Annotated in this window: 21 protein-coding genes and 1 pseudogene; 10 read left to right on the top strand and 12 right to left on the bottom strand. The window is 59.2% G+C overall.

Annotated elements, in window-relative coordinates:
* Positions 1-2: 2 nt before the first annotated feature.
* From hisD to ATI02_RS10520, 9 genes are all read right to left on the bottom strand, one after another.
* Entirely contained in the window at positions 3-1328 is a 1326-nt protein-coding gene (gene hisD / locus ATI02_RS10480) for a histidinol dehydrogenase (RefSeq protein WP_100846228.1), read from the bottom strand.
* Positions 1329-1453: 125 nt separating this feature from the next.
* Positions 1454-2089, bottom strand: a complete 636-nt coding sequence (hisG, locus tag ATI02_RS10485; protein WP_007912384.1) for an ATP phosphoribosyltransferase — start codon at positions 2087-2089, stop codon at positions 1454-1456.
* 134 nt (positions 2090-2223) lie between these two features.
* On the bottom strand, positions 2224-3489 hold the full coding sequence (gene murA, locus ATI02_RS10490; RefSeq protein WP_095190866.1) for a UDP-N-acetylglucosamine 1-carboxyvinyltransferase: 1266 nt from the start codon (positions 3487-3489) through the stop codon (positions 2224-2226).
* A 22-nt stretch (positions 3490-3511) separates the two neighbouring features.
* A complete protein-coding gene (locus ATI02_RS10495) occupies positions 3512-3751 on the bottom strand; it encodes a BolA family protein (protein ID WP_007912386.1) in 240 nt (79 codons plus the stop codon).
* 115 nt (positions 3752-3866) lie between these two features.
* A complete protein-coding gene (locus ATI02_RS10500) occupies positions 3867-4172 on the bottom strand; it encodes an STAS domain-containing protein (RefSeq protein WP_095190865.1) in 306 nt (101 codons plus the stop codon).
* Complete coding sequence (locus tag ATI02_RS10505; RefSeq protein WP_095190864.1) at positions 4169-4822, bottom strand: MlaC/ttg2D family ABC transporter substrate-binding protein; 654 nt, start codon at positions 4820-4822, stop codon at positions 4169-4171. Before ATI02_RS10505 ends, ATI02_RS10500 begins: the two co-directional genes overlap by 4 nt.
* An 11-nt stretch (positions 4823-4833) precedes the next feature.
* Positions 4834-5301 (bottom strand): outer membrane lipid asymmetry maintenance protein MlaD, encoded by a 468-nt coding sequence (mlaD, locus tag ATI02_RS10510; protein WP_095190863.1) that lies wholly within the window; start codon positions 5299-5301, stop codon positions 4834-4836.
* Positions 5301-6098: a lipid asymmetry maintenance ABC transporter permease subunit MlaE gene (gene mlaE / locus ATI02_RS10515; protein WP_100846229.1), complete on the bottom strand. Its 798-nt coding sequence runs from the start codon at positions 6096-6098 to the stop codon at positions 5301-5303. The genes mlaD and mlaE overlap by 1 nt, the downstream gene beginning before the upstream one ends.
* Positions 6098-6907, bottom strand: a complete 810-nt coding sequence (locus ATI02_RS10520) for an ATP-binding cassette domain-containing protein (protein WP_100846230.1) — start codon at positions 6905-6907, stop codon at positions 6098-6100. Before ATI02_RS10520 ends, mlaE begins: the two co-directional genes overlap by 1 nt.
* Before the next feature lie 275 nt (positions 6908-7182).
* On the opposite strand from ATI02_RS10520, the gene ATI02_RS10525 reads away from it, so the two are divergent.
* The 10 genes from ATI02_RS10525 to ATI02_RS10570 all read left to right on the top strand — a co-directional run bounded on the left by ATI02_RS10525 (position 7183) and on the right by ATI02_RS10570 (position 14212).
* Positions 7183-8157 carry a KpsF/GutQ family sugar-phosphate isomerase gene (locus ATI02_RS10525; protein ID WP_095190860.1) on the top strand — a complete coding sequence of 325 codons (975 nt, stop codon included), beginning with the start codon at positions 7183-7185 and terminating at the stop codon, positions 8155-8157.
* Positions 8158-8682 (top strand): KdsC family phosphatase, encoded by a 525-nt coding sequence (locus ATI02_RS10530; RefSeq protein WP_095190859.1) that lies wholly within the window; start codon positions 8158-8160, stop codon positions 8680-8682.
* A gap of 8 nt (positions 8683-8690) precedes the next feature.
* Positions 8691-9263, top strand: a complete 573-nt coding sequence (gene lptC / locus ATI02_RS10535; RefSeq protein ID WP_100846231.1) for an LPS export ABC transporter periplasmic protein LptC — start codon at positions 8691-8693, stop codon at positions 9261-9263.
* Positions 9250-9795 carry a lipopolysaccharide transport periplasmic protein LptA gene (lptA, locus tag ATI02_RS10540; protein ID WP_100846232.1) on the top strand — a complete coding sequence of 182 codons (546 nt, stop codon included), beginning with the start codon at positions 9250-9252 and terminating at the stop codon, positions 9793-9795. Before lptC ends, lptA begins: the two co-directional genes overlap by 14 nt.
* Positions 9795-10520, top strand: coding sequence for an LPS export ABC transporter ATP-binding protein (lptB, locus tag ATI02_RS10545; protein ID WP_007953572.1), 726 nt, complete (start codon positions 9795-9797; stop codon positions 10518-10520). Before lptA ends, lptB begins: the two co-directional genes overlap by 1 nt.
* Positions 10521-10708: 188 nt before the next feature.
* A complete protein-coding gene (locus ATI02_RS10550) occupies positions 10709-12202 on the top strand; it encodes an RNA polymerase factor sigma-54 (RefSeq protein WP_100846233.1) in 1494 nt (497 codons plus the stop codon).
* A gap of 73 nt (positions 12203-12275) precedes the next feature.
* Positions 12276-12584, top strand: a complete 309-nt coding sequence (gene hpf, locus ATI02_RS10555; RefSeq protein ID WP_095190855.1) for a ribosome hibernation-promoting factor, HPF/YfiA family — start codon at positions 12276-12278, stop codon at positions 12582-12584.
* 11 nt (positions 12585-12595) lie between these two features.
* Complete coding sequence (gene ptsN, locus ATI02_RS10560; protein WP_095190854.1) at positions 12596-13060, top strand: PTS IIA-like nitrogen regulatory protein PtsN; 465 nt, start codon at positions 12596-12598, stop codon at positions 13058-13060.
* Between the two features lie 3 nt (positions 13061-13063).
* Complete coding sequence (gene rapZ / locus ATI02_RS10565; protein WP_095190853.1) at positions 13064-13921, top strand: RNase adapter RapZ; 858 nt, start codon at positions 13064-13066, stop codon at positions 13919-13921.
* 15 nt (positions 13922-13936) lie between these two features.
* The gene (locus tag ATI02_RS10570; RefSeq protein WP_008085079.1) at positions 13937-14212 is read left to right on the top strand and encodes an HPr family phosphocarrier protein; all 276 of its coding nucleotides are present in this window, start codon (positions 13937-13939) and stop codon (positions 14210-14212) included.
* Positions 14213-14291: 79 nt separating this feature from the next.
* On the opposite strand, the pseudogene ATI02_RS10575 reads toward ATI02_RS10570, so the two are convergent.
* The 3 genes and pseudogenes from ATI02_RS10575 to ATI02_RS10585 all read right to left on the bottom strand — a co-directional run bounded on the left by ATI02_RS10575 (position 14292) and on the right by ATI02_RS10585 (position 16268).
* Positions 14292-15184 (bottom strand): annotated as a pseudogene (locus tag ATI02_RS10575) (ZIP family metal transporter).
* A gap of 30 nt (positions 15185-15214) precedes the next feature.
* The gene (locus tag ATI02_RS10580; protein WP_100846234.1) at positions 15215-15826 is read right to left on the bottom strand and encodes a superoxide dismutase; all 612 of its coding nucleotides are present in this window, start codon (positions 15824-15826) and stop codon (positions 15215-15217) included.
* 1 nt (position 15827) lies between these two features.
* Positions 15828-16268 carry a DUF2753 family protein gene (locus ATI02_RS10585; RefSeq protein ID WP_095190850.1) on the bottom strand — a complete coding sequence of 147 codons (441 nt, stop codon included), beginning with the start codon at positions 16266-16268 and terminating at the stop codon, positions 15828-15830.
* Positions 16269-16276 lie beyond the last annotated feature (8 nt).

The following is a 16276-nucleotide window of genomic DNA, read 5'->3' on the forward strand; positions in this document are numbered from 1 at the left end:
GCTCAGTTCCCCTGCTTGTCGTCAATGATGCGGTATTCGGCGCTGCGCGCGTGGGCACTCAGCGATTCGCCACGGGCCAGCACCGAAGCGGTCTTGCCCAGCTCGGAGGCGCCGGCCTCGGAGCAGAAGATGATCGACGAACGTTTCTGGAAGTCGTACACGCCCAGCGGCGAGGAGAAACGCGCCGTGCCGGAAGTCGGCAGCACGTGGTTCGGGCCTGCGCAGTAGTCGCCCAGCGCTTCGGAAGTGTGACGGCCCATGAAGATCGCGCCGGCGTGGCGGATCTGTGGCAGCCAGGCTTGCGGGTCAGCGACCGACAGCTCCAGGTGCTCCGGCGCAATGCGGTTGGCGACTTCAATAGCCTGGGCCATGTCACGCACATGAATCAGCGCGCCGCGGCCATTGATCGAGGTTTCGATGATGGTTGCGCGATCCATGGTCGGCAGCAGTTTGTCGATGCTCGCGGCGACCTTGTCGAGGAACTCGGCGTCGGGGCTGACCAGAATCGCCTGGGCGTCTTCGTCGTGCTCGGCTTGGGAGAACAGGTCCATGGCGATCCAGTCGGGGTCGGTCTGGCCATCGCACACCACGAGAATTTCCGAAGGACCGGCGATCATGTCGATGCCGACCTGACCGAACACGTGGCGCTTGGCGGTGGCGACATAGATGTTGCCCGGCCCAACGACCTTGTCCACTTTCGGCACGCTTTCGGTGCCATAGGCCAGAGCCGCTACCGCTTGCGCGCCGCCGATGGTGAACACCCGATCGACGCCGGCAATGCACGCCGCCGCCAGCACCAGTTCGTTGATTTCACCGCGCGGAGTCGGCACGACCATGACCACTTCGGTCACACCGGCAACCTTGGCCGGAATGGCGTTCATCAACACCGACGACGGGTACGACGCCTTGCCGCCCGGCACGTACAGGCCGGCGCGATCCAGCGGGGTAACCTTCTGGCCCAGCACGGTGCCGTCGGCTTCGGTGTAGCTCCAGGAATCCTGCTTCTGCTTTTCGTGGTAGCTGCGCACCCGGGCCGCGGCTTTTTCCAGTGCTTCGCGCTGCGGCACGGTGATGCGGGTCAGGGCCAGTTCCAGACGCTCGCGCGGCAGGATCAGGTCAGCCATCGAGGCAACTTCGAGGCCGTCGAACTTCTGGGTGAACTCGACCAGGGCCGCGTCACCGCGCTCGCGAACGGCCTTGATGATGTCCAGCACGCGCTGATTGACCGAGTCGTCAGACACACTTTCCCAGCTCAGCAGATGATCCAGATGATGCGCGAAATCCGGGTCAGCAGCGTTGAGTCGGCGAATTGCAGTCGGTGCGGTCATAGCGAGAGCCTCATAGGAATGGCAAAAACTCAGGCGCCCTAACTTAGCAGTCGTTTCCGCTTGGGCACCTGAGATTCTGGCTATGAGGCGGATAGACGGGCGCGACTCAAGGTCGCGCAGGTAGATCAGCCGCGGTGTCGCGATTCCACTGCGTTGCGCAGGGTATCGATCAACGCCTGGATACGGGCGTGTTGCATTTTCATCGAAGCCTTGTTGACCACCAGGCGCGAGCTGATCGTGGCGATCAGTTCCTGAGGTTCCAGGCCATTGGCGCGCAGGGTGTTGCCGGTGTCGACCACGTCGATGATCTTGTCGGCCAGACCGATCAGCGGTGCCAGTTCCATCGAGCCGTAGAGCTTGATGATATCGACCTGACGGCCCTGCTCGGCGTAGTAACGCTTGGCGACGTTGACGAACTTGGTCGCCACGCGCAGACGGCCCTTGGGCTCGGGCGCGCCGATCTTGCCGGCGGTCATCAGTTTGCACTGGGCGATCTGCAGGTCCAGTGGCTCATACAAGCCTTGGCCGGTGTATTCCATCAACACGTCTTTACCGGCCACGCCGAGGTCGGCCGCGCCATGTTCGACATAGGTCGGCACGTCGGTGGCGCGCACGATCAGCAAGCGTACGTCGTCCTGCGTCGTGGGAATGATCAGCTTGCGGCTCTTGTCCGGATTCTCGGTCGGCACGATGCCCGCTTCAGCGAGAAGCGGCAGGGTGTCGTCAAGGATGCGGCCCTTGGACAGTGCGATGGTCAACATGGGAAACGTCAGTCCTTATCAAGGTACTCATGTCCGGTCGCAATCGGCGCCGGACACACATCGAGGTTTTCACGGATGAAAACCTCGATTCGAAACGAATTCAGTGGACACGTCCCTGTGTCCCGATGCAGCAATCAGCCCGGAACGCGACGGATCTTGGCGCCCAGCATCTGCAGTTTTTCTTCGATGCACTCATAACCACGGTCGATGTGGTAGATGCGGTCGATCAGGGTATCGCCTTCGGCCACCAGCGCCGAGATCACCAGACTGGCCGAAGCACGCAGGTCGGTCGCCATCACTGGCGCGCCCTTGAGGACTTCAGTACCGGTAACGATGGCGGTGTTGCCTTCAACCTGGATCTTGGCGCCCATGCGGTGCAGTTCATACACGTGCATGAAACGGTTTTCGAAGATCGTCTCGATCACTGCACCGGTGCCTTCGGCGATGGCGTTGAGCGAGATGAACTGCGCCTGCATGTCCGTCGGGAATGCAGGATACGGCGCAGTGCGCACGTTGACCGCTTTCGGACGCTTGCCGTGCATGTTCAGCTCGATCCAGTCTTCACCGCTGGTGATTTCTGCGCCGGCTTCACGGAGTTTCTCCAGAACGGCTTCGAGAATGGTCGGATCGGTGTCCTTGACCTTGACGCGACCGCCGGTAACGGCAGCAGCCACCAGGTAGGTACCGGTTTCGATACGGTCAGGCATGACCTTGTAGAAGCACGAACCCAGACGTTCGACGCCATCAATGGTGATGGTGTCGGTGCCAGCACCGGAAACCTTGGCGCCCATGGCATTGAGGAAGTTCGCCAGGTCAACCACTTCAGGCTCGCGCGCGGCGTTCTGCAGCACGCTGCGGCCCTTGGCCAGAGCGGCAGCCATCATGATGTTTTCGGTACCGGTCACACTGACGGTATCGAAGAAGAAGTGCGCACCGCGCAGGCCGCCTTCAGGGGCCTTGGCCTTGATGTAGCCGCCTTCGACGTCGATCACCGCGCCCATGGCTTCAAGACCACGGATGTGCAGGTCAACCGGACGCGAACCGATGGCGCAACCGCCAGGCAATGCGACTTCGGCTTCACCGAAACGGGCAACCATCGGGCCCAGTACCAGGATCGACGCACGCATGGTTTTCACCAGTTCGTACGGAGCGATCAGGGTCTTGATGGTGCGCGGGTCAATTTCGACGCTGAGTTTCTCGTCGATCACAGGCTCAATGCCCATGCGACCGAACAGCTCGATCATGGTGGTGATGTCGTGCAGGTGCGGCAGGTTGCCGACAGTGACCGGGCCATCGCACAGCAACGTGGCAGCCAGGATCGGCAGGGCGGAGTTCTTTGCCCCGGAGATGCGGATTTCGCCATCAAGACGAACGCCGCCGGTAATAATCAATTTATCCATAAGAATCTCGACGCCCTTAGGCTCAGGTGCGCTCGGCCCAGGCCGCGCTGCTGAAAAATTTCATAGTGACCGCATGGATGCTGCCATCGGTGATCCATGGGTTCAAATGGGCATAGATCTGCTGCTGACGCTTCACCGGGCTCAACGCCGCCAGTTCATCGCTAATCACGTTCAGCTGGAAATTGCAGCCTTCGCCCTCAACTTCTACCAACGTTCCGGGCAGCTTTCCTTCAAGGAAGCTCTTCACTTCTACGGCCTGCATGCTCAACCTCAATCGGCGCCCTGTGCGCACGGGTCGGACATCATACAAAAAAGCCCCGCGCCTGCGAACCCCGCATGGCAGGACTCTGACGGGGGGCTTCTTTATTGATGCGGGTTCAGGATTGCGCCAACAGTTCAGTCAGTTCACTGACCTGAGCGATTTCGCGCATGTCTTCGGGCATCGCGCGGATGCTGACGGCCTTGCCGGCCGCTTGCGCATCCCGCATGAAGCACAGCAGCAGCGACAAGCCGACGCTGCTGGACTTCTTCACGGCCGAGCAATCGATGACCAGCGAGGAAGCCTTGCTGGACTTGATCAGCGCCTGACCTTCCTTGCGCAGGTCGGGACCTGTGCGGTAGTCCAGCACTCCGCTGAGCAATAGCTCGTCGACATCACTCATACGAACTGCCGCCTCATTCATTGCGCTGGCTTCTCGGCAGCTTGCTCGGTGGTTTCCTTGGCCTTGGCCACTTCACCTGCCCAGTTATTGATGGTCTTGTCCAGATCATTGCCGTTACGCTGCATCGCGTCGGCGAACTGATCACGGAACAACTTGCCAATGTTGATGCCGTTGATGATCACGTTGCGCAGTTTCCACTCGCCGTTGATCTTCTCCAGCGTGTATTGCACAGGATAGATCGCGCCGTTGCTGCCCCGAACAGTCATGCCGACGCTGGTGCGGTCGCCCGACTCATCCTTGGCAGGATCGACGGTGATGCCCTGATTGTTGTATTCAAGCAAGGCGTTGCCGTAGAACTGGAACAGGCCTTTCTTGAAGTTTTCCTGGAAGGTCTGCATCTGCGCAGGTGTTGCCTTGCGCGAGTACTTGACCGTCATGATGCTCTTGGAAATGCCTTCGGCATCCACCACCGGGCCAACAATAGTGTTCAGTGCAGCATAAAAGTCGTTCGGATCCTGCTTGTACTTCTCTTTATTGGCCGACAGATCAGCGAGCATCCGGGTCGTGGTGTCCTGAATCAGATCGTGCGCCGACTGTGCCGCCACAGCGGTACCCATCAGCGGCAATGTCGCGAGCAACACCAACAGGCCACGTCGCAAGGTAGAGATCATTCAAAAGCTCCTCATTTGGCGTCTTTGCTAACGGTATTGAGCAGGAATTTACCAATCAGGTCTTCCAGTACCAGTGACGACTGCGTGTCGTGGATGGTTCCGCCATCCTTGAGGCGGGCATCTTCGCCGCCCACGCTGATACCGATGTACTTCTCGCCGAGCAAACCGGCCGTCAGGATAGACGCTGTGGAGTCAGTCGGCAGATTGTCGACCTTTTTATCCACTTGCAGGGTCACACGACCGGTGAAGCTGTCGCGATCCAGATCGATCGCCGTGACCTTGCCGATGGTCACACCGGCCATGGTCACTTTGGCTCTGACCGTCAAACCGGCGATATTGTCGAAGTAGGCGTAAAGTTTATAAGTGTCGGTGGTCGAAGTCGGAGACAGGCCACTGACCCGCAGAGCAAGCAGCAGCAAAGCCAGAATCCCTGCCAGCAGGAACAGGCCGACACCGATTTCCAGGGTGCGGTTTTGCATCAGAAATCTCCAAACATCAAAGCGGTCAGAATAAAGTCCAGGCCGAGCACTGCCAGCGAGGCAAACACCACGGTCTTGGTGGTGGCACGACTGATCCCCTCGGAAGTGGGCTCACAGTCATACCCTTGGAATACGGCGATCCAGGTCACGACAAAGGCGAAAACGATACTTTTGATGACTCCGTTGAGCACATCACTGGTGAAGTTCACGCTGTTTTGCATGTTCGCCCAGTAGGAGCCTTCATACACTCCGAGCCAGTCGACAGCCACCCACGAACCGCCCCAGATGCCCACCACGCTGAAAATCATCGCCAGCACCGGCAGGGAAATGAAACCGGCCCACAGACGCGGGGCAATAATGTACTTGAGCGGGTCGACGCCGATCATTTCCAGGCTGGAAAGTTGTTCGGTGGATTTCATGTTGCCGATTTCCGCCGTCAGCGCCGAACCGGCGCGTCCGGCGAACAGCAGCGCCGTCACCACAGGCCCGAGCTCACGCAACAGCGTCAGCGCAACCATCTGCCCTACCGCCTGCTCCGAACCGTAGCTCGACAGAATGCTGAACCCCTGCAGCGCCAGCACCATGCCGATAAATATACCGGAGACCACAATGATCACCAGGGACATGACGCCGACCGAATGCAGTTGCTTGACCAGCAAACCAAACCCGCCGCTGATACCACCGCGGCCGAGCAATGCGTGAAACAGGAACAGCGTTGCCCGACCGAACACCGCAATGGCGTCGATCGCCGCTTCGCCGAACCGGCGTACGCGTTCTATTAATGACATTTTGCGCATCAGCGCTTCCCCAGAAGATCTGCGCGGTAATCCGTCGCTGGAAAATGGTACGGCACCGGGCCATCGGGGTTGCCGGTCATGAACTGACGGATACGCGGCTCGTCCGAGTTCATCAATTCATCCGGCGTGCCCTGCCCCAGTACCTGACCATCACCCACTACATAGATGTAGTCGGCGATGCTCGCGGTTTCGGCCAGATCGTGAGAAACCACGATGCTGGTGATCCCCAGCGCATCGTTGAGCAGACGAATCAAACGCACCAGCACGCCCATGGCGATCGGGTCTTGACCGACGAACGGCTCGTCGTACATGAGAATCTGTGGATCGAGCGCAATTGCCCGGGCCAGGGCCACGCGACGCTTCATGCCGCCGGACAGCTCATCGGGCATCAGCTCGATCGCGCCACGCAGGCCCACCGCCTGCAATTTGAGCAGGACGATGTCGCGGATCATTTCTTCCGGCAACTCGGTATGAACGCGCAGGGGAAAAGCGACGTTCTCGAAGACATCGAGATCGGTGAACAGCGCGCCGCTCTGGAACAGCACACCCATGTGCTTGCGCGCATCGAACAGATCGCTGCGCGACAGCTTCGGCAGGTTCTGGCCGTTGACCCAGACTTCGCCGCTGTCGGGACGCAACTGTGCGCCCATCAACCGCAGCAGCGTGGTCTTGCCACACCCGGAAGGCCCCATTATGCCGGTGACCTTGCCGCGCGGGATGCGAATATCGACGTTATTGAAAATGCTGCGCGCACCGCGCTTGAAGGAGACTCCCTTCAGCTCGACCGCGTAGGCGTTATCGGCACTCATCTAAACTCCTTGCGATGCAGCCTCTCACTCGGACGCCTGGCTTTATTTAAAAAGCACGTACATCCCGGGCAGGCCGAACTGGCGGCGAACTATATCACTGCAAACGCCAAGCGCCCAAGCCTGAACCCCGCCGCTTTCAGCGATATGACAGGCGTGCAGGCAGTTTTTTGGAGTTTTGGTAACGAGGAATGACAAAGCACGACGATGTTACGTGAGGCTTTTCAACTTAACCGCTATAATCGCCGCCTTTTTCATCGGGCTATACGATTTCTGACATGAGCCAATCCAGTGACCTGATTCAATCGGCACAACGCACCATTCGCCTCGAAGTGGAAGCCGTACAAGGCTTGTTGCCCCATATCGACGCCGATTTCGTACGCGCTTGCGAGATGATTCTGGCCAGCAAGGGCCGTGTGGTCGTGGTCGGCATGGGCAAGTCCGGGCACGTCGGCAACAAGATTGCCGCCACCCTGGCCAGCACCGGCACCCCGGCATTTTTCGTTCATCCGGCCGAAGCCAGTCACGGCGACATGGGTATGATCACTCGCGACGACGTGATCCTGGCCCTGTCCAATTCCGGCTCGACCAACGAAATCGTCACCCTGCTGCCACTGATCAAACGTCTGGGCATCCAGTTGATCAGCGTCACCGGCAACCCCGCCTCGCCGCTGGCCAAGGCCGCTGAGGTGAATCTCAACGTTCACGTCGAGCATGAAGCCTGCCCGCTGAACCTGGCCCCGACCTCTTCGACCACCGCCGCTCTGGTGATGGGCGACGCACTGGCGGTTGCCTTGCTGGAAGCGCGCGGCTTCACCGCCGAAGACTTCGCTTTCTCTCACCCGGGCGGTGCCCTTGGCCGTCGCCTGTTGCTGAAAGTGGAAAACGTCATGCACGCCGGACAGGAGTTGCCACAGGTACAACGCGGCACCCTGCTCAAGGATGCGCTGATGGAAATGACCCGCAAGGGCCTCGGCATGACCGCCATCATCGAAGCCGACGGCAAGCTCGCCGGGATCTTCACTGACGGCGATCTGCGCCGTACGCTCGACCGCAGCATTGATATCCGCACCGCCACCATCGATCAGGTGATGACCGCACACGGCAAGACTGCCCGCCCGGAAATGCTCGCGGCCGAAGCCCTGAAAATCATGGAAGACCATCGAATCAACGCACTGGTCGTCGTGGACGAAGGTGATCGCCCGATCGGCGCCTTCAACCTCTCCGATCTGCTGCGCGCAGGAGTCATGTAAATGAACACCGATCTGCTGCAACGCGGCAAAGCGATCAAACTGGCGGTTTTTGACGTTGACGGAGTCCTCACCGACGGGCGCCTGTACTTCCTCGAAGACGGCAGCGAATTCAAGACCTTCAACACCCTCGACGGCCAGGGCATCAAAATGCTGATGAACGCCGGGGTACAGACCGCCATCATCAGCGGTCGCAAGACTCCGGTGGTAGAACGCAGGGCGAAAAACCTCGGCATCCCGCACCTGTTTCAGGGCCGCGAGGACAAATTGGTGGTTCTGGACGGCCTGCTTGAACAACTCGGCCTAAGCTATGAACAGGTCGCCTACCTCGGTGACGACCTGCCTGACCTGCCGGTGATTCGCCGGGTCGGTCTGGGCATGGCGGTCGCCAACGCTGCTGCCTTCGTGCGCGAACATGCCCACGGCATCACCCTGGCCCGTGGTGGCGAAGGTGCTGCACGCGAATTCTGCGAATTGATTCTGCGCGCCCAGGGCCGCCTCGATGCGGCCAACGCCGCGTACCTGTGAGCCAAACCATGTTTAGCAAAAAATTTCGTAATTTCCTGCTTTTCGGCTGCATTGCTGCGATATTCGCGGCGGTCGGCTACTGGAACATCAGCCCGGAACGCTTTCTCGACAAGCCGCCAGTGACCTCGGTGGAGACGCCTATCGACTGGTATGCAACCAACACGCATACCGTGCAATACCTGCCAGACGGCAAAGTGCAGTATGAAATGACCTCCGACAAGGCCGAGCACATCAAGGCGACCGACATCACGCTGGTGACCAAACCTGACCTGAACATGTACCGCGGAACGGATTTCCCGTGGCACGTGACCAGCGAACGCGGTGAGGTCAATTCCGGCGGCACCGAAGTCGAGCTGATCGATTCAGTACGCATCAAGCGCACCGATGAAAAGAACCGCGCCACCTTGATCACCTCCACTCGCATGACGGTGTTCCCGCAGCAGGAATATGCGCAGACCGAGCAACCCGTTAGAATCGACGGCGCTGGCGGTGTATCGACTGGCGTTGGAATGAAAGCGTACCTGAAGGACAGCAGGATACACCTGCTATCGAACGTAAGAGGACAGTATGAGGCTCGTTAAAACCCTCCCTATTTTGCTCAGTCTGGGCGCAGCACTGGGAAGCGTGAGCGCCTGGGCTCTGCCGAACGATCAATCGCAGCCAATCCGCATTCAGGCCGACGATGCCCAACTGGACGACAAGAATGGCGTTGCCACCTATAAGGGCGATGTGATCATCACCCAGGGCTCGATGATCGTTAAAGGCAACACGGTGACGATCACCCGCACCCCGGCCGGTGACATCGACGTCGTGACGTCGGTGGGCAACCTCGCCTACTTCGAGCAACTGCAAACCGCTGGCGACAGCAAACCCGTTCAGGGCTGGGGCGTGACGATCCAGTACCACGCTGCGCAAAACCGCGTCGTGCTGATCGACAAGGCCAAGGTTGTCGACAAGGACAACAACACCACCCAGGGCGAGAAAATCGTCTACGACACCGTGAAGAAGCTGGCCAGCGCCGGTCGCGCCACCGGCAGCAAGGTCACCGAAGCGCGTCCGCGCATCGACATGGTGATCCAGCCGAAGAAGAAAACCGACGAGAAAACCCAGTAATGGCAACTCTGAAAGCTCAGCACCTGGCCAAAGCCTATAAAAGCCGCCAGGTCGTGCGTGACGTCAGCCTGTCGATCGACAGCGGTCAGATCGTCGGCCTGCTCGGCCCTAACGGCGCCGGCAAGACCACCTGCTTCTACATGATCGTCGGCCTGGTGCAGGCCGATCAGGGCCGCGTGCTGATCGATGATCTGGACGTCAGCCATCAGCCGATGCACGGCCGCGCCAAGGCCGGTATCGGCTATCTGCCGCAAGAAGCGTCGATCTTCCGCAAACTGTCGGTGGCCGACAACATCATGGCCATCCTCGAGACCCGTCAGGAACTCGACAAGGCCGGTCGTCGCAAAGAGCTGGAAAGCCTGCTGCAGGAATTCCACATCAGCCACATCCGCGACAACCTCGGCATGAGCCTGTCCGGTGGCGAGCGCCGCCGGGTGGAAATTGCCCGCGCCCTGGCCACCGCACCGAAATTCATTCTGCTCGACGAACCGTTCGCCGGTGTCGACCCGATTTCGGTCGGCGACATCAAGCAGATCATCCACCACCTCAAAGCCAAAGGCATCGGCGTGCTGATCACCGATCACAACGTGCGTGAGACGCTGGACATCTGCGAAACCGCTTACATCGTCAACGACGGTCAACTGATCGCCGAAGGTGACTCCGCAACCATCCTCGCCAACGACCTGGTGAAGGAAGTGTATCTGGGCCACGAATTCCGCCTGTAAGCATATTGGTGCCGGGAGAGCCGCCCGGGCGCTGTATCGATTCAAGCAGAATTTAATACGCTTTAATTGTTACAGCGCTCTAGGCAAACACTTCAGTTTCAGGCATATAATTTGCTTAAGTTTGGCGCTTCGGCGCCCTGTAGTGGATGGCGCATGCGCGCCGGCGAATAAGGTGTTAAGCCCCTGCCATGAAACCATCGCTAGTCTTGAGAATGGGCCAGCAGCTGACGATGACACCGCAGCTGCAACAGGCCATCCGCCTGCTCCAATTGTCGACCCTGGATCTGCAACAGGAGATCCAGGAGGCTCTGGAATCCAATCCGATGCTCGAACGCCAAGAAGAAGGCGACGACTTCGACAACTCCGATCCACTGGCCGATAACGCCGAACAGAAGCCCAACACCGAGATTCAGGAACCGTCCTATCAGGAAGCCGCCCCGACGGTGGATAACCTTGAGGACGGCGAGTGGAACGAGCGCATCCCCAATGAGCTTCCGGTCGACACTGCCTGGGAAGACGTCTACCAGACCAGCGCCAGCAGCCTGCCCAGCAGCGATGACGACGAGTGGGACTTCACCACCCGCACTTCCGCCGGCGAAAGCCTGCAAAGTCACCTGCTGTGGCAATTGAACCTCGCGCCGATGTCCGACACCGATCGCCTGATCGCCGTGACCCTGATCGATTGCATCAACAATCAGGGTTACCTGGACGAAACACTCGACGAGATCCTTGAGGCGTTCGACCCGGAACTGGACATCGAACTGGACGAAATCGAAGCCGTCCTGCACCGCATCCAGCAATTCGAACCGGCCGGCATCGGCGCCCGCAACCTCAGCGAATGCCTGCGGCTGCAATTGCGTCAGCTATCGGCCAAGACCCCGTGGCTGGCTGAAGCCAAACGCCTGGTCAGCGATTACATCGACCTGCTCGGCAGCCGCGATTACAGCCAGTTGATGCGCCGCATGAAGCTCAAGGAAGACGAGTTGCGGCAGGTCATCGAACTGGTGCAGAGCCTCAACCCGCGTCCGGGCTCGCAAATCGAGTCCACTGAAGCTGAATACGTCGTACCTGACGTGATCGTGCGCAAGGACAACGAACGCTGGCTGGTCGAGCTCAATCAGGAGTCGGTGCCACGCCTGCGGGTCAACGCACAGTACGCAGGTTTCGTGCGCCGTGCCGATACCAGCGCCGATAACACTTTCATGCGCAATCAGTTGCAGGAAGCACGCTGGTTCATCAAGAGCCTGCAAAGCCGCAACGAAACCCTGATGAAAGTGGCCACGCAGATCGTCGAGCATCAGCGCGGCTTCCTGGAGTACGGCGACGAAGCGATGAAGCCTCTGGTTCTGCATGACATCGCCGAAGCCGTTGGCATGCACGAATCGACGATTTCACGGGTGACCACGCAGAAATTCATGCATACCCCGCGCGGTATCTATGAATTGAAATACTTTTTCTCCAGCCACGTCAGCACCTCCGAAGGCGGCGAATGCTCGTCCACGGCGATCCGCGCGATCATCAAAAAACTGGTTGCCGCGGAAAATCAGAAAAAGCCGTTGAGTGACAGCAAGATCGCTGGTTTACTGGAGGCACAAGGCATTCAGGTGGCTCGCCGCACCGTCGCCAAGTACCGCGAATCCCTCGGGATCGCGCCTTCGAGCGAACGCAAGCGGTTGATGTAAGCCACGTTACAGCGTTCCAGTGGCAGGCTATCCGGCCTGCCGCTTTATGCACTGGCAACGAAGGAGAAGCTGTATGCAAGTCAACATCAGTGGACACCAACTGGAAGTGACCGAACCTCTGCGCGCTTATATCGGCGAAAAACTCGAACGATTGGAGCGCCATTTCGACAAGATCACTAACGTGCAAGTCACGATGTGTGTCGAAAAACTGAAGCAGAAAATCGAAGCCACGCTGCATATTCCCGGCAATGAAGTCGTCGCCAACGCGGAACATACCGATATGTACGCGGCGATCGACTTATTAACCGACAAGCTGGATAAACAACTCAAAAAGCATAAGGAAAAGACCCAAAGCCTGCTCCAGGGCGCCACCGGTCGATAACCCCCCACTCCATGATCCGACTTGAAAATATCCTGACCCCCGGCCGTTCCCTGGTGAACGTGCCGGGCGGCAGTAAAAAGAAAGCCCTCGAACAAATTGCCAATCTCATCGCCCGCGAAGTGCCGGCGCTGGAAATGCAGGATGTCTTCGAGGCCCTGATCGCACGTGAGAAACTCGGCTCCACCGGTTTCGGCAACGGCATCGCCATTCCTCACTGCCGTCTGAAGGGATGCACTGAGCCTGTCAGCGCCTTGATGCACCTTGAAGCCCCTATCGACTTCGACGCTATCGACGGCGCTCCGGTTGATCTGTTGTTCGTCTTGCTGGTGCCGGAAGCGGCGACCGATGCGCACCTGGAATTGCTGCGCCAGATCGCCAGCATGCTGGATCGCAAGGACGTGCGCGATAAATTGCGTAGTGCTTCGAGCAACGAAGCCTTGTATCAGGTCGTCGTGGACGAACAAAGCGGGCATTAATTCATGCGCTTGATCATCGTCAGTGGCCGTTCCGGCTCGGGCAAAAGTACTGCCCTGAATGTCCTTGAAGACAACGGCTACTACTGCATCGACAACCTGCCGGCCGGCCTGCTGCCGGAACTGGCCGAACGCGCCCTGATTCATACCGAACTGACCCAGCCGCTGGTGGCAGTTTCGATCGATGCGCGCAACCTGCCCAGCCATCTCTCGCGCTTCCCCGAGCTGCTGGAAGAAGTCCGCAGCCGCCATATCCAGTGCGATGTGCTTTATCTGGATGCCGATGAGGAAACGCTGCTCAAGCGCTTCTCGGAAACCCGCCGACGCCATCCGTTGAGCACTGCCAATCGCTCGCTGGCCGAAGCGATCCATGATGAAACCGCCCTGCTCGGCCCCATTGCCGATCTGGCCGACCTGAAGATCAACACCACCCATCTGAACCTGTACCAGTTGCGTGACACCATCAAGCTGCGCTTGCTGAATCAGCCTGAGCCCGGAACGGCGTTTCTGGTTGAATCGTTCGGCTTCAAGCGGGGCATGCCGGTCGATGCGGATCTGGTATTCGATGTGCGCTGCCTGCCTAATCCTTACTGGAAGCCGGAACTGCGTGCGCAATCGGGCCTCGATGCGCCAGTAGCGGAGTACCTGGCGGCACAGCCGGAAGTTGAAGAAATGTTTCAGGACATTTTCACCTACCTGCACAAATGGCTGCCACGTTTCGCCGCCAGCAATCGCGCCTACGTCACCATTGCCATTGGCTGCACCGGCGGGCATCACCGCTCCGTCTACCTGACCGAACGCCTGGGTCAGGCCCTGCAGAAAACCCTGAAGAACGTCCAGGTTCGCCACCGCGACCTCACTTAAAGGATTCACACCGCGATGCCTGCTCTGGAAATCGAAATCATCAATAAACTGGGTTTGCATGCCCGCGCGTCGGCGAAGTTTGTCGGGGTAGCGGGGCAATATCCGGATTGCACGATCAGAGTGGGCCGCACGCCGGAGACCACGGTCGATGGTAAAAGCATCATGGCGATGATGATGTTGGCTGCGGGCAAAGGCACCAAAATCTATTTGAGTACCGAAGGCCATCAGGAGCAGGAAGCATTGGATGCGTTGGTGGCGTTGATCAACAACTACTTCGATGAAGGTGGCTGACAGCCAAAATCAAAAAGTCGCAGCCCATGTCGCACCAATCCCCTCGTAGGAGCTGCCGCAGGCTGCGATCTTTTGATCTTCAACCCAACGCCGTATCCATCACCATCATCAGACAAAACCCGATCAACAGACCAAGACTGGCCAGTTTGTCATGACCATTGCGTCGCGACTCGGGAATCACTTCGTGGGTCACCACCAGCAGCATCGCCCCCGCCGCCAGTGCCAGACCTAACGGCAACAACACCTGCGCCAGACTGACCAGCCACGCGCACAACAGCGCAAACACCGGCTCGACCAGACCTGACGCCGCGCCGATCAGAAACGCCTTGACCCGCGACATCCCCGCCCCGGCCAGCACCAGTGCGATCACCAGACCTTCCGGCACATCCTGCAATGCGATACCCATGGCCAGACTGTCAGCGTCCGGCATGCCACCGCCGGCCGAAACGCCGACGGCCATGCCTTCCGGGATGTTATGAGCAATGATGGCAAACACGAACAACCAGATCCGCGGCGGAATCACAGGATGTTCGACGGTACCGACGAGCATCTCCGGTGAGGCGCCAGAGACCTTGCGATCGACCAGGTAGAGGCCGAACGCCCCGAGCATGATGCCAAAACAGATCAGACCGCTGGCCGCCCAGGGGTCAGGCCGAGGCTTTCAGCAGCGGCGATGCCCGGCACGATCAGCGAAAACGCCGTCGCCGCCAGCATCACCCCGGCTCCAAAACCCAGCAAGGTGTCGCTGAGTGCCTGCGGCATGCGCCGGATCACCAGCACCGGCACCGCCCCAAGCGCCGTGCCGAGGGCGCAGATCGCCCCCCCCTGCAATGCCCGTGACAGCCTGGGCTCCAGATCCAGCCATTCCAGGCCATGGGCGACCAGCAAAGTCAGGCCCGCCAACAGCAACAACGCCCCCACTGAGTAACGAAACATACGCCCACTTCCGATCGCCAGTGTCTCAGTGCCCATAGTCTGCCTTGGATTGTTTTTATAGAAGACTTAAACCAGTGCAGCCTGATAGCGCGCAGCAACTTCAGGCCAATTGATCACGTTGTAAAACGCGTTGATGTATTCCGGGCGACGGTTCTGGTAGCGCAAGTAATAAGCGTGCTCCCAAACGTCGAGACCGAGGATCGGCGTGTTGCCGTTCATCAATGGGCTGTCCTGATTGCCGCTGCTTTCTACGATCAGCTTCTTGTCCGGAGTCACACTGAGCCAGGCCCAACCGCTGCCGAAACGGGTCAGCGCAGCTTTGGTGAATGCTTCTTTGAAACTGTCGAGACCACCCAGTTGCTCGTCGATTGCCTTGGCCAGCACACCGTCCGGCTTGCCGCCGCCACTTGGAACCATCACTTCCCAGAACAGCGAATGATTGGCGTGACCGCCGCCCTGATTGATCACCGCGGCGCGAAGCTTGTGCGGCAACTGCTGAACGCTGGCGACCAGTTTTTCCACTGGCCACTCTGCGTATTCAGTGCCTTCTACCGCTGCATTGAGATTGTTGATATAAGTCTGATGATGCTTGGTGTAGTGGATTTCCATGGTTTGCGCATCGATGTGCGGTTCCAGGGCATCGTAGGCGTAAGGCAAGGCAGGCAAGGTAAAAGCCATTTCAATGGACTCCATGGTGATGTGGGGCAGGCGCACGACGTGCATTGCCGGTATCCGGATGCAGCAGGCGCTGGGTGCGTGGGTATTCGCCGTGCTCGCCGATGAAATTCAATAACTCGACGTAAGTCTTGCTGCTTTGGCGCAAGGCCGCCTCGCGCAGCGCCAGGCGCAAACGCTCGTCCTGCATGGTCTGCAACAACCGCTGGTGGATGGCGCAGAGATATTCGGCGCTCTCCTCCGGCTGATTCAGGCGCAGGTGCAGATCCGCCAGGTTGTGATGGGAGATGACGCAGGCCGCCACCGCTTCGTCGGCATCCGCCCAGCGTTCGAACAACACTTGCGCCAGGGCCAGGGCTTGCAGGTAAGCCTCACGAGCGTCGATCAGCTCGCCCAGCATGAAGCAGCGATTAGCCCGTTCGATCGTGCGTTTCCAGTGCTCCATGGTGAGCC

The sequence above is a fragment of the Pseudomonas baetica genome (assembly GCF_002813455.1).
Classification (GTDB): domain Bacteria; phylum Pseudomonadota; class Gammaproteobacteria; order Pseudomonadales; family Pseudomonadaceae; genus Aquipseudomonas; species Aquipseudomonas baetica.